The sequence below is a fragment of the Candidatus Sericytochromatia bacterium genome (assembly GCA_035285325.1).
Lineage (GTDB): Bacteria > Cyanobacteriota > Sericytochromatia > S15B-MN24 > JAQBPE01 > JAYKJB01.
In genome coordinates this window covers 20,926-37,657 of the sequence record JAYKJB010000065.1, presented here as the reverse complement: position 1 = coordinate 37,657, position 16,732 = coordinate 20,926, and the positions used below count along the sequence as shown (strand labels likewise).

Here is a 16,732-nt window from a genome sequence, read left to right as displayed (position 1 = left end):
CGTTCACGTCGAGCAAGGCGCCAGACGTACTAGCAGCGCAGCGAGCTGAATCCCGGTTTCGAACAGGCCCTAAAGGCGCTCGGTTTCGACGTCCCGGCGATGGTCTGGTCCAACTGGAGCGAGCAAGGTCAAAAACCTAAAAGGGGCGAGAGGAAACGGTAGGACCCTGGGCAGGGGACATGAATTTCCGACGTAGCCCCAGCGTAGCCCCAAACAAAAAGGCCGGACTCAGGAGTTCCTGAGACCGGCTTTTCTACTGGGTTTTTCGCTACATGTGAGGCGGAGGGCATGAGATTCGAACTCACAACCCCTTGCGGGGCGACGCATTTCGAGTGCGCTTCCTAACCACCCGGACACCCTCCAGATGAGCTGCCATGCTATCAAAGAGGGGGATCCGCCGCAAGGGGGCCCCCTCGGCTATAATCTCCCACATGTCCACGCCTGCTATCCCCACTGCGGGTCTCCCCTTTGACCCGACGCCGCTGACCCTGGCCGCCCACCAGCCGGAGGCCTGGAATGAGTTTTTGACGCGTCACGGCGTCCGCATTCTGGCTGCCGTGGCGACCCAATGCGAGGCGGGCTGTCGGGTGGCCCGAGGCACGTATGCCTGCATTTTGCGGCCCATGCTCGGTGACGGACCGGAGCCCTCGGAGGCGCCTGACCTTTGTCGAGAGGCGATGCTCCGGTTTCAAGGGGTCTGTGCCAGGGTTCGGGGGCGCCTGTCGGAATATCGTGGCATGGCCTCGCCAGAGGCCTGGCTGGAGGCCATCCTGTGGGAAGAGTGGGAGGCCTATCGGGTGGCCAGGGATGGCCATCAGTGGCTGCCGCCCGGCTTGTCCGAACTGCCATCGTCGGCTCAGAGCGTGTTCAGGCGATCGTGCCGAGAATCGAACCGGGCTGACGTGCAGCGGCAGGTCGGACTGGACTCCACGCAGATGGCTGAGGCGGAGGGCCTGATCGAGGCTGCCCTGGAGCGCCAGGGCTTGCGCTGGTGGCCGTGGCGGCCCGAGAACGGGAGAGAGAACACTCCGGCAGCTCTCCCGGCCTCCTGTCCGGCGCCTGAGGAACTGGCTGCTTGGCTGGAGGGGCGAGGTGCAGCGCTGGACCGGATACGCTGGGACGGGCACGTCAGCGACTGCGAGGCGTGTCGACAACGCGTGGCCTGGCTCAAGCCGCGTTTGGAGGTCGTGCCCCGGCTGACCGTGCCACGCTGGCTGTTGCGCACGGTCCAGGACCACCGCGGTCAGGCTGGCCCGGAGCCCGAAACCAGGCCGCGTACCTGGCGTGAGCGTTTGATTTCCCAACCGGACTGGGTGGCTGGGTTGGTGGTGGGGGGCGTCGTCGGTATTTTCATCCTGCTGGTCGTGTTGCCGCGCCAGGAATATGCTCGCCCGGTGACGTTGCCCGATGACCAGTTCCTGGCGCGTTCAGCCGCTCCCCTGCCTTCGCCGTTGGCCGCTCACCTGGCCAATGCCCGCGTGGCCCTTCGCAGGGGCAAGGTCGAGGCGGCCCTCCAGGAACTCAACCTGGTGCTCGCTCGTCGGCCGGATGACATGGAGGCTCGCTGGTTGCTGGCCAGCACCTATGATCGGTTGGGGGACCAAACCCGGGCTTTGAAACATTATCAGGCGTTTCTGGCCATGCACGAGCGCCGCGAACAGATCATCGACGATCGTGTGCGCCGGGTGCGCGAACGTCTGACGGGGCTGGCCAGCGACGAGCCGTGAGCAGGTTGGCCGGCTCGGCGTGTGGGGCGCTCTCATCGCTCGCCTGAGGGCGGTCGCCTGCGGGGCGGCTCTCGTCGCTGGGTATAGGAAGAACCTGGCTCTCACGTGCGTTTGAACAACAGGGACCGTGTCAGAACACGCAGACGATGAAATGAATCCTCCGGGTCCGGACCTGCTGGCTGGGTTGTCGGCCGAGCAAAGGCTGGCTGCCATGCGTGACGCGATCGCCGCCGGAGAGAGGGCCGCGCGGGCCCGGGCCAACGCGAAACGCCAGCGAGCCCAGGACCCACTCGACCGTGAGGCGGCCCACGTGATCGAGGCGACCGTGCAGGCCCCTCCGGAATTGCCGGCAGAGCTGTTGCCCCTCGAGCCTCCCGGGCCCGCCCCTCACGCCTTCGAACTGGGCTCACCCGAAGACCTGGCGAATCTGATCGCGGAACTCGACCGCGTCTTGCCCGACTCCCCCGTGGATGAGGTGCATGGGGATCTGGTCATCAAACGCTCGGATGAACGCTACCAGGCCTGGTATGAACTGGCCGCGCAGGACGCCTTGCCAGCAGCCCTGCGCGAGATCAAGGGCCCCATCGACGTCAAACGTTTGTTGACCGCCCTGCTGGTCGAGGTGGGGGACGTGAAACGCACCAATGCCATGCTTTTGGAACACCTGGCGCGTATCGAGGAGAAACTGGACCGCAACAACCGCATGCTTCGCCAACCCAGGGGTTGGTAGGCTCAGGTGGGCTCGCTGTGGCTCCCGTCGCCTCTCTCAGCGGCAAAGGGTCAGCCTGGCAGCCCCGTCCGGTGGGTATCGCTATCCGTCGCCTTCCGAGGGTGTTGCGGCCGAGGCCAGCGCGGCCAGCAGGCTCTGAATGGTGGGCTGTTTGGCCTCTGCCGCCACGTCGTGGCCGGCTTGCCGAATCACCGCGCTGGTGTGAGGGCCGATCGAGGCCAGGTGGGGCCGTTGACGCCCCGCGTGCAGGGGCCAGGCCTCCCGCCAATGGTCGAAGGCCGAACCGCTGGCAAACAGAACCCAGTCCGGTGGCGCATCCGTCAGCGCTCGGTCGACGGTGTCGCGGAGGCCTACCGGTGCGCGATTGGTGTAAATGGTGAGGGGACTGACCGCTGCGCCGGCCTGCTGGAGGCGCAAGGTGAGGGCGTCTGCGGCGCGGTCTCCCTGCGGCAAGAAGACCAGACGGCCACGCAGTGGCACCTCCCGTCGCAGGATGTGCGCCAGACCTTCGCTGTCGGCCCGTTCTGCGACCAGTTCGACGGAAAAACCGAGTTCGCGGGCGCGGGCCGCCGTGCCGGGCCCCACTGCGGCCACTCGCAGCGAGCGCCTCGGAGGCTCTCCGGCCAGACACGTGGCAAGCACCCGCACCACGGTGGGGCTGGTCAATAGCAACCAGTCAGCCTGGCTCAGCAAGAGCTGGCACTGGGCCCGCAAGGCCCCGTCGGTCAACGCCTCGATGGCCACACACGGCACGGAAATGGGGCGTGCCCCCGCGCGTTCGCAGGCGTGTATCCAATCCCCTGCCTGTTCCAGCGGGCGGGTGATCCAGAGAACCCGGCCGTGCAGGACGTCAGCTGAGCGCGCCACGACGCACGTGCTCGAGCAATTCGTCTGCCCCTTGCGCCCGCAACTGTTGGGCCACGCGCTGTCCCAGCGACACCGCCGCGTCCGTCGTTCCCGATTCCGAGAATCGCAGGCAAGGGGAGCCCGTCAGGGCGGCCACCAGCCCTGTCAGGTGTAACTCGCCGTCGTGGCAGGTGGCATGGGCCGCAATGGGCACCTGACAACCTCCCTCCAAGGCCGCCAGCAAGCTGCGTTCCGCCAGCACACAGGCGCGCGCCTCCCCGTCTTCCAGCGGCGCCAGCAGTTGCTGGACGCGTGCGTCGGCGGCACGACACTCCACGGCCAGCACGCCCTGGCCCACGGCCGGCAGGCAGATGTCTGGGGGCAGGTATTCCGTGATGCGCGCAGCCAGGTCCAACCGCGTGAGGCCGGCTGCAGCCAGCACCAGGGCATCGTATTCCCCACGTTCGAGCTTGGCGAGTCTGGTTTGCAGATTCCCCCTCACATCGGCGAAGGCAAGCTGCGGAAAGGCCCGCTGCAACTGAGCCCGGCGACGCAGACTGCTGGTTCCGACGACCGTCCCGGCCGGCATGCTGGCCAGTTGCGCGAAACGTACGCTCACGACACAGTCGCGGGCATCTTCTCGGGGCAGTACCGCTGCAACGGAAAGCCCGGCAGGAAGCTGGGTTGGCAGGTCCTTCAAGGAATGTACGGCCAGATCAATGGTGCCGGCCAGCAGGGCCTCCTCGATTTCTTTGACGAACAGGCCTCGGTCACCGATGCGTGCCAGCGGGACATCCAAGATCTTGTCCCCCGTCGTTTTGATCACGACGATTTCGGTGGTCAACCCAGGATGAAGCCGGCAAAGCGCATCGGCCACGTGACGGGTCTGCCACAGCGCCAGCGCGCTGCCCCGGCTGCCCAGACGAAGGTGCCCGGCGTCAGTCAATCAAGCTCTCTCCGGCGTTCGAACGGGCCTTGTCACGTTGCGGAATGCGCTTGCGCAAGTAACGCTGGGTCGCGTCTTCGACCTCCAGATCGAACAGCCGGGCCAATGCGGCGGCGTGGCTGGTCCGTTCATTGGTGTCGAGCGTCTTGAGGCGGGCCACCGGAGGATGCGTGAGGCGGCCGAGCAGGTGGTGGGCAAAGCGCTCCAAGGCCGCCCGTGGATCGCGATGCAACAGGCCGGGCTGGCGTTCCAAGAAGATGCTGATTTCGTCGGCCGCGAGTCTTTCAAAATGTTCCGTGAAGGCTTGAATCGTGGGCACCACCTGAAAAGAGGCCAGGCGGGAGATGAAGTCTTTGACCTGCGCCTCGATCAAGACTTCCGCGTCGATAATCAGATTGGCCCGTTCTTCCCGGTTGTGGCGCGCCACCGCTTCCAGGCCATCCAGATCGATCAAGGTCACGCCCGGCACTTCCGCCAGCGCGGGGTCAATATTGCGGGGCACGGCGATGTCGATCAGCATGCGCGCTCGGCCCGGCACGGCCGGGTAATTGTTGGGCCCGAGCAGGTAATGCGGGGCGGAGGTACAGCAGATGATCACATCCGCCACCGCATGCAACATGCGGCCATCTTCCAGGGAGAGGGCCTCGCAACCGAGGCGGCGGGCGGCTTCCTGCGCCCGCTCGAAGGTTCGATTGACGATGTAAACGTGCTGGGCCCCTCGCTGGGTGAGTGCCTTGATGGTGTGGGAACTCATCTTGCCCGCCCCGTAGATCAGCACGATGCGGTCTTGAAGGTCGCCCAGTTTGGCCGCCGCCATGTCCACGGCTGCGGAACTCACCGAGACGGACCCTCGTCCGATGTTGGTTTCCGTACGCACGCCCTTGCCCACCTTGATGGCTTGCTGGAAGAGCGCCTCCAGATACTGCCCCGCTGCATCCAGACGTTGCGATTCGGAGAGGGCGGCCTTGACCTGGGCCAAAATCTGCCCTTCGCCCACGATCAGGGAGTCGATGCCAGCGGCCACGCGATGCAGGTGGCGAATGGCGTCCTCGTGGACGTAGAAATATCCGTAGGCGTCCAGCAGGCCCTGCTCGACCCGCTTTTCTCGACACCAGAATTCACGTAGCGTGGCGCGCGCCGCATCAGGGTCCGGCGTCACCGCATAGATTTCCGTCCGATTGCAGGTGGAGAGGATGACCCCCTCCAGAATGCCGGTACAGCCCAGCAGACGGGCCAGAGCAGCTTCCGCCTGGCGGTCGGTGAAGCTCAGCTTTTCGCGGATGTCGACGCTGGCGGTCTGGTGGCTGGTTCCGAGTAGGACGAGTTGCATGCGGGCCTTGGAGGGACAAGGTACTGTCCGGGGGCTGCTTCAACACGTCGCGGGCAGGGACGGAAAGGCTGAAACCAGCACCTACAGGCTACATGAGCCATACGAACATTTTATCAAAGTTGAACGGGGCGGACAAGGCAAGCCACCCCACGGGGCGGGTCGGTTTGGTAGCGGGTGTTGCGGCCGGTTCGGCGGGGGGACGCTCAGCGCGCCCACGGTCGAACGATCACGGCGATCACGATGCCGACCATGAACAGGGTCGGTACCTCATTCATCACGCGATAAAAGCCTGGCGGCTTGACGCGCGGATTGGCCAGCAGCTTCTTTCGGTGCGCCACCGCCATGCCGTGACTGGCAAACAGGCCCAACAACAGCGTCAGTTTCAGATGCATCCAGGGCTGGGTCAGATAGGCGGACGGCGCCAGTGCGACCAGGCTGGCTCCGGTGGCGAGGGAGGCGAGCATGGCGGGCGTCGTGATGTAGTTCAGCAGCCGCCGCTCCATGATGACCAGGCGGTCCATGACCACCTGTTCCTGCTCCATTGCGTGATACACATAGAGCCGCCAGATATAGAGCATACCGGCCATCCAGGCGATGATCGAGATGACGTGAAAGGCTTTGAGCCAGAGCATGAGACCTCCAGGACTGCGTTACAGGGTGCGTGAGAAGCGTCGTTCCGAAGGCGGCGTACGCCCCAGGTAAGCATCGAATTGCATGGCCAGATTGCGCAGCAGAATCTGGCCGCGTGAGGTGACATACAGGTCTCGCGGGCCACGCTCCAGAAGCCCATCGGCCTCCATCGGCGCCAGGGCGGTGAGGGCAGCGGCGAAGGTGGCGTCAAAGTCGATGCCGAATTCTGCCTCCACGGCGTCCTTGCTCACGTGCAGCAAGCAAAACAAGCGGTTGATCACATCCCGTCGCAACCGATCATCGGGGGTCAATGGCAAGCCTCGCACCACCGGCAAGTCTCCCGCCTCGACGCGCTTCATGTAATCGAACACGTTGCGGTCATTTTGCACGTAAGCCTGGGCCAGGTCAGAAATGGCCGATGGGCCGAATGCCAGCAGGTCGGTGTCCGCATGGGTGGTGTATCCCATAAAATTGCGACGCAAGGTTCCATCCGCCTGATGGCGCGTGAGTTCATCATCCGGGCGCGCAAAGTGGTCCATGCCGATGTAGCGGTAGCCCATTCCGAGCAGTCGGGCGATCGCCATTTCAAACAGCGACAGCTTGGTTTCCGCGCTTGGAAGGCTTTCCGGGGTGAACACACTCTGGTGCTTTTTCAACCAGGGCACGTGGGCATAGTTGAACAGGGCGAGTCGGTCCGGGTTGATGGCCGCCACCTTGTCGAGCGTGTCCGCAAATCCCGCCGGAGTCTGGTGCGGCAGACCGTACATCAGGTCGGTGTTGACGCTCAGGAAGCCCAGGCGACGACACTCCGCAATCAAGTCTCGGGTAACCTCGAAGGGTTGCACACGGTTGACGGTTTCTTGCACCTTGGCGTCGAAATCCTGAATCCCCATGCTGACGCGGTTGAAGCCGAGATGGCGCAGGGTCGCGAGCTGTTCGAAACTCGTCACGGCCGGATGCAATTCCAGCGATATTTCGGCCTCCGGCCGCAGGCGGAAATGCTTGGTGATGGCCTGGAAGAGCCGGGTGATCTGGGCGCTGTCCAGGTAAGTGGGGGTGCCCCCGCCCCAGTGGACCTGAACGACTTCGCGTCCGCGTCCGGCGAGTTCCCCGACCCTGGCCAGTTCCTGCTCGACGGCGTTCAGGTATCGCTCGACCAGTTCCTGCTTCTGGGTGACCCACATGTTGCAACCGCAGAAGTAACACAGCTTGTGGCAAAAGGGGATATGAACGTAGATCGACAGGGGCACGTGGCCGCGGCTGGCATGGTTGTCCCGCAGCACCTGCTCAGCCTCTCGGGGCCCGAAATCGTCCCGCCATTCGGGGGCGGTGGGATAGCTGGTGTAGCGCGGGCCTGCCACGTCGTAGCGCGCGAGGATCTCGCGGGGCACCATGTAATCCGCGGCCACCGGTGACCGGCGCTGGGTGGCGTCGTCAGGCACGCGTGGCGACCTCGGCGAGCGACTTCACCGCGTCCACAAACGCCTGCGCGTGTGGCACCGGCACGTCCGGCAGGATGCCGTGCCCCAGATTGAACACGTGCCCGGGGCGACCGGCCACCTGCGCGTGCAGGCGACGCACCTCCGCCGCGATGTCCGCGACGGGCGCGTACAGCATACACGGGTCCATGTTGCCTTGAATGGCGACCTGGCCCCCAATCCGGTCGAAGGCTTGGCCCAGGTCCGTTCGCCAGTCGATCCCCACCGCGTCGCACCCGCTCCCTGCCAGATGTTCCAGGGCCTGGCCCGCGCCGTTCATGTACACGATGACCGGGACTCCGGCCCCCTTCACACCCGCCACCACGCGACGGGTATACGGCAAGGCGAACCGCTCGAAATCGCGCGGAGACAGCACGCCTCCCCAGCTCTCGAAGATCTGCACGGCGTCTGCCCCCGCCCCAATCTGGTAGCGGAGGTAATCCACCAACATGGCCACCAGTCGATTCATCAGGCCGTCGAAGGCTTCGGGTTCGTTGTACATGAAACGCTTGATCCGGTCGTAATTCTTGCTGCCGCCGCCCTCGATCATGTAGGCAGCCAGCGTCCAAGGCGCACCGGCGAAGCCCAGCAGGGGCATTCCCGCGGGCAAGGCCGCCTTGACCATGCGCAGGGCCTGTCCCAGGTAACCCACCCCCTCCTCAGGCACGACCGTTCGCAGTTTCTGGATGTCGTTCGGCGACCGAATGGGGTCTGGCAGGTGGGGGCCTTTCTCATCGAAGACGAGCGCCATGCCCATCGCTTCCAGCGGGGTCAGGATGTCGGAAAAGATAATGGCGGCGTCGACGCCGATCGGGCCAATGGGTTGCAGCGTGACTTCGCAGGCCAATTCCGGGGTCTTGCACACCGTCAGGAATGAGTGCTTGGCCCGGACCGCGCGGAATTCCGGCATGTACCGCCCGGCCTGACGCATGATCCACACCGGCGGTCGCGGAACGGGCTCGCGTCGAAGCGCACGGAGGAGCAGGGAGTCACGGATGTCGGACATGGATGGGTTTCCGAAAAAGCGGTCCTGGCGGCGTCCAGAAGGCCTGCGGCATGCTACCACAGCCCGCTCGCGGGTGACGGGATTGCCGGCGTTTTCAGGCACACTTGGCCATTGGGAAGGTTCCAGCCCTGCCGCAGGATGGCGGGGGGGCCAAGCGAACGGAGGGCTGCACATGAAAACGCTTCCCGTGGCGGTGCTCGCGGGGGATGGCGTGGGGGGCGAGGTCATGCCAGCCTGCCTGGAGGTGCTTCGGGCCACGGGCGCTCGACACGGGTTTCAACTGCTGGTTCGCGAGGGGCAGATTGGCTTGACGGCGTACCACGCCACCGGTCACGCCTTGCCCGGCGTCACCATGGCATTGTGTCGAGGGGCGCCGGCGGTGCTGGTGGGGCCGTTGGCCGGCCCCAAGCATCTCGATTCTCCTTCCTCGAAACAACCTCGCCAGGCATTGATCAAATTACGGGATTGGCTGGGCACTTTTGCCACGGTTCGCCCCATCCGGACCTATCCGGCCCTTGGCCGCGCAAGCGGCGATGTCAGGACGCCGTTCGACCTCGTGATGGTCTATGACCACAGCAGCGGGCTATTTTATGGTCAACCTCGGAGCCTTGTGCGTTTGCCGGAGGGAGAGGTCGCCACCAACACGATGGTTTACACCTCGCAGGAGGTTTGCAGGGTGGTGAATCTGGCCTGTGAACTCGCCCGCAAGCGACGCGGTGAAGTCCAATCGGTCGATCAGGCCAAGCTGCTCGAAACGGGCCAGGTGTGGGCGCACGCGGTGGAGGCGATCGCCCCTGGGCTCCGTGATGTGCGCCTGACGCGCCGGGATGCGACCCACTTCTTTTTCGAGCTGGTCAGGCAACCTGAGCGCTATGACGTGCTGGTGTCGGAGATGTCCCTCGGTCACCTGATGGCGGCGGTGGCGCAGGGCCTGACGGGCAGTTTCGCGGTGCATCCAGTGGCATACCTGGGGGGAGCCACCAGCATTTTTCAACCCGCGCACGGCTCGGGACCTCACATTGCCGGACAGGGCGTGGCGGACCCCCTGGGCATGATTCGCTGCGGCGCATTCATGCTCCGCTGGGTGTTCGGCGAGGTGACGGCAGCCGACGCGATCGAAAGCGCGATCGAGAAGGTCCTGGCCGCCGGTTTGCGCCCCGCCGAGTTGTGTGACGGACGGGAACCTTCGCTGGTGCCCTGCTCGACCCGAGACCTGACGGCGGCCCTGATTGCCGCGCTGGACGTGGCTTGAGTCAGGGCTTGCCGGGTGTCCCGTTTTCTCGTGATCCTGCTCCTGGTCACGGGCATCCGGTGGGCCTATAGTGTGGCAGGACATCGGTTGACAAGCCGCCCGGCGCGCGGGGGGCCTTGTCGGACGGGCGGGGAGGGTCGTCGCCGCCTGGAACTTCAGCGCGTGTCCGGCGGCCACGGGCTTCATTCGAGACGCACCGGCTTTGAGCCTGGTTGACGGGCGAAGGCCAGACTCAGGGAGTCGGCAGATGCTGCAAACGGGAGACCCAAGACTGGCAGATTTGCCGCGCTGGGACGGCACCCATGCCCTCGTCTGGGCTGCGCCCGGCTGGGCAGGCGCCACGCCTGAATTTGGCGGGACCATCTTGCGCAAGCTTCCGGGTGCCACCCAACTCCCCGAGCCCCTTTCGGCCCGCTATGATGCGGTGGCGTTGCTGGGGGTGCTGAGTCACGTGGCCAACCCCACCTCGTGGTTGCATGCTGCGCGGGCCGCCCTGCGGCCGGGGGCGGTGTTGCTGCTGGTCGAAGAACTGGAGGGCCCCTTGGAGCCGGCGGCGGCCTTGCACCGGGAGATTCGTCGACTGGTCCGCGCCGAAGCGGGCGGTGGGGAAGCGGAATGGCCGCCATTGCGACGTTTTCAACTCGGTTCCATCATTCAGGGGTTGGGCCTGGGCGACTACGGCTTTTCTCCCTGGATGCCCCCGAATTCGATGGAGGTCGCGGCCGCGAACCCGCAGCTCACCCAGGAGCGGGACGCCCTCGAAAGGCTGGCGCAGGCCAGCACGAGCGGCGCGCGACGCGATGAAGCGAGCGCGCTGCTGCGTCGCCTGGAAACCGAGCGGCCAGCCTGGGGCCCCGTGATGCGTGTGTGGGGCATCGCGCCTGCCCAATGACGGCAGGGAATTACCGCCAAGGGTGACGCAGGGAGTCGTTCAGGCGATCGGCCACGCCCTTGAACACCCCGCGCGCCACCCAGGGAAGTCCAGGTGGGAAAGCGAGCGCGGAGAACCAGCCTGCCCAGTCCGGCAACGGCGCTGGCCCACCGCCGGCGGGCCGGGACAGGCGGGGGCCCGGCGGCAGGTTGGCTGCCACCCAGCGGGCCCAGGGAACCTCCGGGGAGATCAGAACCCGTTGCAAGATGGCGGCCGCGCGAGCCTGCTCGCTTGGCCCCGGGAACCAGGCCTGCAGCAAGCGAACCCAATCCAGCTTCAGCTTCGGCAAGCGTGCGGGGTGCGGCACCAAACGTCCCAGCGCGGAGGGGAAGCGGGGGTCCTCGAGGGTCGAGACGACCAGTTCACGACCGGTGGGGGACGCGAGAAAGGCCTCCAGTTTTTGGGTGTCGAGTCGCTCCAGCGATACGTCTGGCGGCAGGGCGTTGGTGATGGCGTCGAATCCACCCGTCAGCACGCGTTCCCTGACCTCGCGACGCAGGGCGCTGGCTCCAGGGTGAGCCAGCACATCGAGCAAGGCTGCGAGCATGTCGTTCATGGCGTCCGGCTCGTCGGCGATCGCCATCTGTACCAGGCTGCCGAGACGCTCCATCATGCCGCCCGATGCGGCAACTCGCATCAATTCCTGAAGAATCCAGGGGTTTTCCACATCAACGCGCCGCAGGACCAGCTTGGCGAAAAACGGCAAGGCGATCGGTAGGAACTTGAAGGAGGGATCCGCCCGGTATACCACCCCCTCCATGGAGGCTGCCGTCCGGGTCAGGAAAAGGAATCGATCCGGCAGGCGGAAGGGGTATCGCCGCATCAGGGCATAGAACTTGTCAGACACCTCTTGCAAGGTGTAGCGGCGATCCGTGAAGCCCAGTTGGGCGGCCCAGACGTCCGTGAAGATGGGCAACAACTCCTGGCGGGGCACGTCCGGCGGCACGATGTCAGCCCGAACCATGTCGTCGTAAAAGGCGTCCCAGTCCTGCTGAATCACGTGAATGAACATCTCGACGAGTTCCCGCTGGAACTTCTCGTCGATGTACTCGACCATGCCGAAGTCAAGGTAAATCAGTCGGGCGTCAGGCGTGACGAAGATGTTGCCCGGGTGTGTGTCGGCGTGGAAGAACGCATCTTCGAAAATCTGCTTGGTAAAGGCCTGAATGCCCAGGCCTGCCATCTCCAGGTAATCGATGCCGGCGGCGCGGATGGCGTGCTCGTCATCGAAGCGAACGCCGTAGACCCGTTCCTGGGTGAGCACGCGCGTGGACGAATGGCTCCAGTAAATTCCTGGTGCGCCGATCCGGGCCACCCGCTCGAAATTGCGCGCGAACTTTTCCCCATGAAGCCCTTCGACCCACAGGTCCAGTTGCTGGTAACAACTGACGCCCAGTCGATCGACCAGCGCGACGTAGGGCGTGTCGGGACTGCCTCCCAGCCAGAAGGTAAAGCGGGGGTGCGCCTCCAACCATTGGGCGAACCAGCGCATCAGCACCAGGTCCACCGCGAAGCGCGCAGCCAAACCGGGGCGCAGCACCTTCACGACGGCATCTTCGCCGCTCGGCAAGGTGGCCGCGTGAACCTGCCCCAAACTCGCGGCGGCCAGGGGCGTCGGGTCAAAGCTTCTGAACAGCCTTTCGAGGGGGCCGCCCAGGTCTTCCTCGACGATGGCGCGCACCGCTTCGAACGGGAAGGCCGGCACCTGGTCCTGCAATTTGGACAGCTCCGCGAGGACATCCTCCGGAAAGGCGTCGACCCGCGTCGACAGCATCTGCCCGAATTTGATAAAGACGGCACCTTGGCGAACCATCTCCTGACGTCCCCAGCGCGCGAAGCGCACGCGCACGCTTCGGGCACGCGGCCAGAGCCAGAGCAACAAGATCCAGGCGAAGGTGAGCCAGAGGGCGCTGATGAACGCACGGCGACGCGCCCGGTACACGGGGCCAGAAGCCTCCGCCTCCGCGATCAGGCGGGTCGGATCATAAGTGGGCGGCACGGGGCCGCGCGGTTGGTGCATGGGGCTCTCGCAGCAGGGACTCCCCAATCTTACAGTGGGAGGCCGCCATCAGGGCACCACGGACCTGGGGCCGGGCTGAGTGGCAGGGAACCACCGGCGACTCTGGCGAGGTTCAGGGCAGTCGTCGGAGCGACTTGCCTGCGCGCGCCACCCAGTCCGGGCTTTGCGCCAGCTGGACGGCTTTCAGCGCATCCACGCGCCCGGATCCGTAGGTTTCGTCTCGCCCGGGAAGGCCCAGATCGACCGTGGCTTGACGCATCAGGTCCTCGATCAACGCGGCAGGGATCATCGCGGGCGTGACAGCTGGTCCGCGACCGGCGGCGCCGGAATCCCTTCCCAAGGCTTCGAGCAGAGCCGAAACGGCCAGCGCGGCCACCCCCGCCACGAAGGGCGACGCCATCGAGGTGCCGTTCAAGCTGGCGTAGCCGTCGCCCTTGGGCACCTGGCCGGTGTAAGGATTGGGGTACGTTGGGATGGTCGAGAAGATGCTGGCGCCTGGGGCCGAGACACCCAGGGTGTGACCGAAGTTGGAAAAGCGAGCAAGCCGATCCATCGGGTCGGTGGCATGGACGCTCAGCACGCCATCCTGGTATTTGGCCTGGCCCGTGTAGAGGTTGCTGCCCTTGTTGCCGGCCGAGACGCAGACCAGCAGACCGCGCCCTCGCGCAAACGCCAGCGTGCTCGACACCAGTTCATCGTCCGCGATGCCCGCGCTGATGTTGATGATCTTGGCGTTGCCCTGGGTTGCAGCGTAATGAATCGCCTTGGCCAGCGACACGGCGTTGTAGTAAGTGCCCTGGAATTGTCCGTCCTCGAAATAGGGTTCGAACACTTTGAGCGCGAGCACCCTGGCGCCCGGCGCCACCCCGGCACCACCCAGGCCGTTGTTGGCCTTGGCGACAATGATGCCGGCCACGTGGGTCCCGTGCATGTCGATGTCCCGCGAGTCTGGTTTGCCCTCGGCCAGATCAGGACCGTTGATCACCTGTCCCAGGAGATCGGGATGTTCAAAGTCCGCCCCGGTGTCGAGGGTCGCGACCACCACCTCGGGACGACCGGTGGTCACTTTCCACGCCTCCGCCACCCTCGTCGTCACGTGAGACCATTGTTCGCCATAGCGAGGGTCATTGACGGCGAACTGGGAGGGTGGCGCTTGAGGGACCGCCGGATTCAGCGCCGGCAGCGGTGCAGGCGTGGCCTGCTCGACGGGAAACAGTTCCAGCCGTTCCACGCTGGTCACCCCTGGCGCGCGCTGATAGGCCGCCAGTGCGTCCGGGATCGCCATGCCGGCGGGCAGGCGATGAACCTGGTAGTCGGCAAACCGCTGAGAAATCGTGATGCCCGGCAGCGGGGGAGCTGCGCTTACGTTGCCTCTGACCAGCAAGTGGTGCTCACTGAACCGACTGCCGGAAGCTCGCAGCGACTTGCTCTTGAATTTGCCCCCCACGGCCGGCGCGGCGAGGGGGCGCGGCACTGCGCCGCAGCCCGCAAGCAGCAGCGAAACCACCACGATCGAGGCAAGCGCCCGCTTCATTCGTACCCCATCCTCTCGTCAACCGAGGAACCGCTGATGCTACGTGAAGTATCGGAGCGAGGAGGGGAAGCTGACGTTAAGGCTGCCTTAAGGCGCGGGGAAAAATCGCAGCCCAGCGCTGGGCGAGGGCGAGGGGATGATGCTGGGGGCCGCACTCGGAGCGGGCGAGGGCGCGACTGTCGGCGCCGGAGTCGGGAAGGGGAGCAGGCCGGCTGAGGGGCCGCCAGCTGCGACGACGGCCCGCCGAAGCGCCTCGACGTCGAAATTGTTGGACGTGTCGGTTTTGCGGCCGAGCGGATATGCGATGTCGCGGTGTCGCGTCACCACCGACCAGTTGAGGTTGTAGCGCACCATCAAGAAGGCCATCAGGCGACCCAGGGCCTCGTACTGAGTTTGCGGATAGGGGTCCGAGTTGTTGCCGAGGTTGCAGATCTCGATCCCGATGGTGAAGTGATTGGCATTGTCTCGCCCCAGAAACTTCGAGGGGCCGGCGTGCCAAGACGCCGCAGAGTCCGGCACGCACTGCACCAGCACGCCGTTCTTGCCTACCACGTAGTGGGAGCTGACCTCGGATGACGGCTTGGAGAAGAACATCCCGATGCGCTCGGCATCGGCTGCACTGGCGGTGTGATGCAGGACGATCGCCTTGATGTCGTCAGGACCTCCCGCGCGGGCGTAGCGATTGGGGGAATCGATGGCCACCATCGCCGGCTTGTCCGGACCGTTGGTTGACACGGCGGCTTGCCTGCGAGCACCCACGATCGGCGCGTTCGGGTCGATGCGGCGAGCAATGTCGTGGTCGCACGGGGATCGCCCCGGGTCAGCTTGCTTCAAGCCCATCGTCGAGGGACGTCCAGTAGACTGCAGCGTGCCGGTCCGGCCGCAGCCCGCCACCCACACCAGCAAAGCCAGCACACTCAGCGTACGCCTGACAGGATGCATCGTTGAATCCCTCACCACTCATCTCTTGGGAGACAGAACAGTTTAAGATTACATCAAGGCCAGTTTAAAGACAACCGCCCCTTGTCAGCTGGCGACGGGGCCGATCCCGCGAAAGTGTCGTGTTTTGATACGATGGCGAGGTCCCTGTCCCGTCTGCCAGAGAGTGCGGCCTGATGCAAAAATACGAACTGATCGCCACGGCTGCCTTTGGTCTCGAGTCGCAGGTGGCCTGGGAATTGAAGACCCTCGGCTACGACGACCAGATGGTCGAGCAAGGGCGGGTGCGATTTCGTGGCACGGCCCTCGATATTGCCCGCGCCAACATCTGGTTGCGCGCCGCCGATCGCATTCAACTGGTGGTCGGAGAGTTTCCTGCCCCGACCTTCGATGCCCTGTTCGATGGCGTGCGTGCGCTGCCCTGGGCGGCCTTGTTGGCGAAGGATGCGAATCTCCCCGTGGACGGCAAATCCGTGAAGTCGACCCTGACCTCCGTCCCCGCGGTTCAAGGGGTGGTCAAGAAGGCGGTCGTGGCGGCCCTGGGGGCCCATCACGGCATCTCTCAGTTGCCTGAGACGGGGGCGCGCCATCGGCTTCAGGTGGCCTTGCGTGAGGACCTCGCGACCCTGACGCTGGACACCACGGGGGACGGCCTGCACAAGCGCGGTTACCGCGATCTGGTCGGGGCAGCCCCGTTGAAGGAAACGCTGGCCGCCGGCATCATCTCGCTCACGCGCTGGAAGGGTAACGAGCCGCTGGTGGATCCCTTTTGTGGCTCGGGCACCCTGGCCATTGAGGCGGCCCTGTACCAGCTCCGGCGTGCGCCGGGATATGGGCGCCACTTCGACGGCGAGGCGTTCGGTTTCATTCCGGCCTCGTCCTGGCAGGCTGCCCGACAGGAGGCTCGTGATCAGGCGTTGCGCAGTGCCGACGTGCTGGTCTGGGGCAGCGACATCGACCCTCAAGCGATTCAACTTGCGGAGCGCCACGCCCGACGCGCCGGGGTTGCCGCCCAGATCCGCTGGGAGGTGGCAGATGCTCGTCGCTGGTCGTCTCAGGCCCCCCGGGGGGTGCTGGTCACCAACCCGCCTTATGCCGAGCGAATCGGCGAGGCGGCCTCGGTCGAGGCACTCTATCGGGAGTTCGGGGCGATCGCCGCCCGGCACCCCCATTGGTCCGTTCACGTGCTTTGTGGCTATGAGGGCTTCGAACGTCACTATGGCCGGGTGGCGGACAAGCGCCGCAAGCTGTTCAACGGAAACTTGCGCTGCGACCTTCACATGTACCGGGGCACGCGATTGCCGCGACCGCTCTGACCGGGGCAGGCGCCCGACTTTGTCCCGGACGGAAGCCCGTTGAGGGC

The 16,732-nt window shown here is 65.3% G+C and carries 14 protein-coding genes and 1 tRNA gene; 5 read left to right on the top strand and 10 right to left on the bottom strand.

What is annotated here, in order from left to right; genetic code table 11:
* Positions 1 to 280: 280 nt before the first annotated feature.
* Positions 281 to 362, bottom strand: a tRNA-Ser gene (locus VKP62_09285).
* Between the two features lie 69 nt (positions 363 to 431).
* On the opposite strand from VKP62_09285, the gene VKP62_09280 reads away from it, so the two are divergent.
* Together VKP62_09280 and VKP62_09275 are read left to right on the top strand one after the other, a co-directional pair.
* On the top strand, positions 432 to 1,727 hold the full coding sequence (locus tag VKP62_09280) for a tetratricopeptide repeat protein (GenBank protein MEB3197382.1): 1,296 nt from the start codon (positions 432 to 434) through the stop codon (positions 1,725 to 1,727).
* Between the two features lie 127 nt (positions 1,728 to 1,854).
* Positions 1,855 to 2,457, top strand: coding sequence for a hypothetical protein (locus VKP62_09275; protein ID MEB3197381.1), 603 nt, complete (start codon positions 1,855 to 1,857; stop codon positions 2,455 to 2,457).
* A gap of 81 nt (positions 2,458 to 2,538) precedes the next feature.
* On the opposite strand, the gene VKP62_09270 is transcribed toward VKP62_09275, so the two are convergent.
* From VKP62_09270 to hemE, 6 genes are all read right to left on the bottom strand, one after another.
* Entirely contained in the window at positions 2,539 to 3,324 is a 786-nt protein-coding gene (locus VKP62_09270) for a uroporphyrinogen-III synthase (protein ID MEB3197380.1), read from the bottom strand.
* Positions 3,308 to 4,249, bottom strand: a complete 942-nt coding sequence (hemC, locus tag VKP62_09265; GenBank protein ID MEB3197379.1) for a hydroxymethylbilane synthase — start codon at positions 4,247 to 4,249, stop codon at positions 3,308 to 3,310. The genes VKP62_09270 and hemC overlap by 17 nt, the downstream gene beginning before the upstream one ends.
* Positions 4,242 to 5,579, bottom strand: a complete 1,338-nt coding sequence (gene hemA / locus VKP62_09260; protein MEB3197378.1) for a glutamyl-tRNA reductase — start codon at positions 5,577 to 5,579, stop codon at positions 4,242 to 4,244. The genes hemC and hemA overlap by 8 nt, the downstream gene beginning before the upstream one ends.
* 203 nt (positions 5,580 to 5,782) lie before the next feature.
* Positions 5,783 to 6,211, bottom strand: coding sequence for a CopD family protein (locus VKP62_09255; protein ID MEB3197377.1), 429 nt, complete (start codon positions 6,209 to 6,211; stop codon positions 5,783 to 5,785).
* 18 nt (positions 6,212 to 6,229) lie between these two features.
* Complete coding sequence (hemN, locus tag VKP62_09250; protein ID MEB3197376.1) at positions 6,230 to 7,603, bottom strand: oxygen-independent coproporphyrinogen III oxidase; 1,374 nt, start codon at positions 7,601 to 7,603, stop codon at positions 6,230 to 6,232.
* A gap of 40 nt (positions 7,604 to 7,643) precedes the next feature.
* Positions 7,644 to 8,693 (bottom strand): uroporphyrinogen decarboxylase, encoded by a 1,050-nt coding sequence (gene hemE / locus VKP62_09245; GenBank protein MEB3197375.1) that lies wholly within the window; start codon positions 8,691 to 8,693, stop codon positions 7,644 to 7,646.
* A 172-nt stretch (positions 8,694 to 8,865) separates the two neighbouring features.
* Between hemE and VKP62_09240 the strand changes: the two genes are divergently transcribed.
* Positions 8,866 to 9,945 (top strand): isocitrate/isopropylmalate family dehydrogenase, encoded by a 1,080-nt coding sequence (locus VKP62_09240; protein MEB3197374.1) that lies wholly within the window; start codon positions 8,866 to 8,868, stop codon positions 9,943 to 9,945.
* A gap of 247 nt (positions 9,946 to 10,192) precedes the next feature.
* Positions 10,193 to 10,837: a class I SAM-dependent methyltransferase gene (locus VKP62_09235; GenBank protein MEB3197373.1), complete on the top strand. Its 645-nt coding sequence runs from the start codon at positions 10,193 to 10,195 to the stop codon at positions 10,835 to 10,837.
* 10 nt (positions 10,838 to 10,847) lie between these two features.
* On the opposite strand, the gene VKP62_09230 is transcribed toward VKP62_09235, so the two are convergent.
* From VKP62_09230 to VKP62_09220, 3 genes are all read right to left on the bottom strand, one after another.
* Complete coding sequence (locus VKP62_09230) at positions 10,848 to 12,896, bottom strand: AarF/ABC1/UbiB kinase family protein (protein ID MEB3197372.1); 2,049 nt, start codon at positions 12,894 to 12,896, stop codon at positions 10,848 to 10,850.
* A gap of 112 nt (positions 12,897 to 13,008) precedes the next feature.
* Entirely contained in the window at positions 13,009 to 14,430 is a 1,422-nt protein-coding gene (locus tag VKP62_09225) for a S8 family serine peptidase (protein ID MEB3197371.1), read from the bottom strand.
* 87 nt (positions 14,431 to 14,517) lie between these two features.
* Complete coding sequence (locus VKP62_09220; GenBank protein ID MEB3197370.1) at positions 14,518 to 15,372, bottom strand: N-acetylmuramoyl-L-alanine amidase; 855 nt, start codon at positions 15,370 to 15,372, stop codon at positions 14,518 to 14,520.
* A 173-nt stretch (positions 15,373 to 15,545) separates the two neighbouring features.
* Between VKP62_09220 and VKP62_09215 the strand changes: the two genes are divergently transcribed.
* Positions 15,546 to 16,685 (top strand): class I SAM-dependent RNA methyltransferase, encoded by a 1,140-nt coding sequence (locus tag VKP62_09215; protein ID MEB3197369.1) that lies wholly within the window; start codon positions 15,546 to 15,548, stop codon positions 16,683 to 16,685.
* Positions 16,686 to 16,732: the final 47 nt, after the last annotated feature.

Excerpts from the sequence above, each read along its gene's own strand:
- VKP62_09280 (MEB3197382.1), top strand. The coding sequence starts at position 432 with ATGTCCACGCCTGCTATCCCCACTGCGGGTCTCCCCTTTGACCCGACG.
- hemA (MEB3197378.1), bottom strand. The coding sequence starts at position 5,579 with ATGCAACTCGTCCTACTCGGAACCAGCCACCAGACCGCCAGCGTCGAC.
- VKP62_09255 (MEB3197377.1), bottom strand. The coding sequence starts at position 6,211 with ATGCTCTGGCTCAAAGCCTTTCACGTCATCTCGATCATCGCCTGGATG.
- hemN (MEB3197376.1), bottom strand. The coding sequence starts at position 7,603 with ATGGTGCCCCGCGAGATCCTCGCGCGCTACGACGTGGCAGGCCCGCGC.
- hemE (MEB3197375.1), bottom strand. The coding sequence starts at position 8,693 with ATGTCCGACATCCGTGACTCCCTGCTCCTCCGTGCGCTTCGACGCGAG.
- VKP62_09240 (MEB3197374.1), top strand. The coding sequence starts at position 8,866 with ATGAAAACGCTTCCCGTGGCGGTGCTCGCGGGGGATGGCGTGGGGGGC.
- VKP62_09235 (MEB3197373.1), top strand. The coding sequence starts at position 10,193 with ATGCTGCAAACGGGAGACCCAAGACTGGCAGATTTGCCGCGCTGGGAC.
- VKP62_09230 (MEB3197372.1), bottom strand. The coding sequence starts at position 12,896 with ATGCACCAACCGCGCGGCCCCGTGCCGCCCACTTATGATCCGACCCGC.
- VKP62_09225 (MEB3197371.1), bottom strand. The coding sequence starts at position 14,430 with ATGAAGCGGGCGCTTGCCTCGATCGTGGTGGTTTCGCTGCTGCTTGCG.
- VKP62_09220 (MEB3197370.1), bottom strand. The coding sequence starts at position 15,372 with ATGCATCCTGTCAGGCGTACGCTGAGTGTGCTGGCTTTGCTGGTGTGG.
- VKP62_09215 (MEB3197369.1), top strand. The coding sequence starts at position 15,546 with ATGCAAAAATACGAACTGATCGCCACGGCTGCCTTTGGTCTCGAGTCG.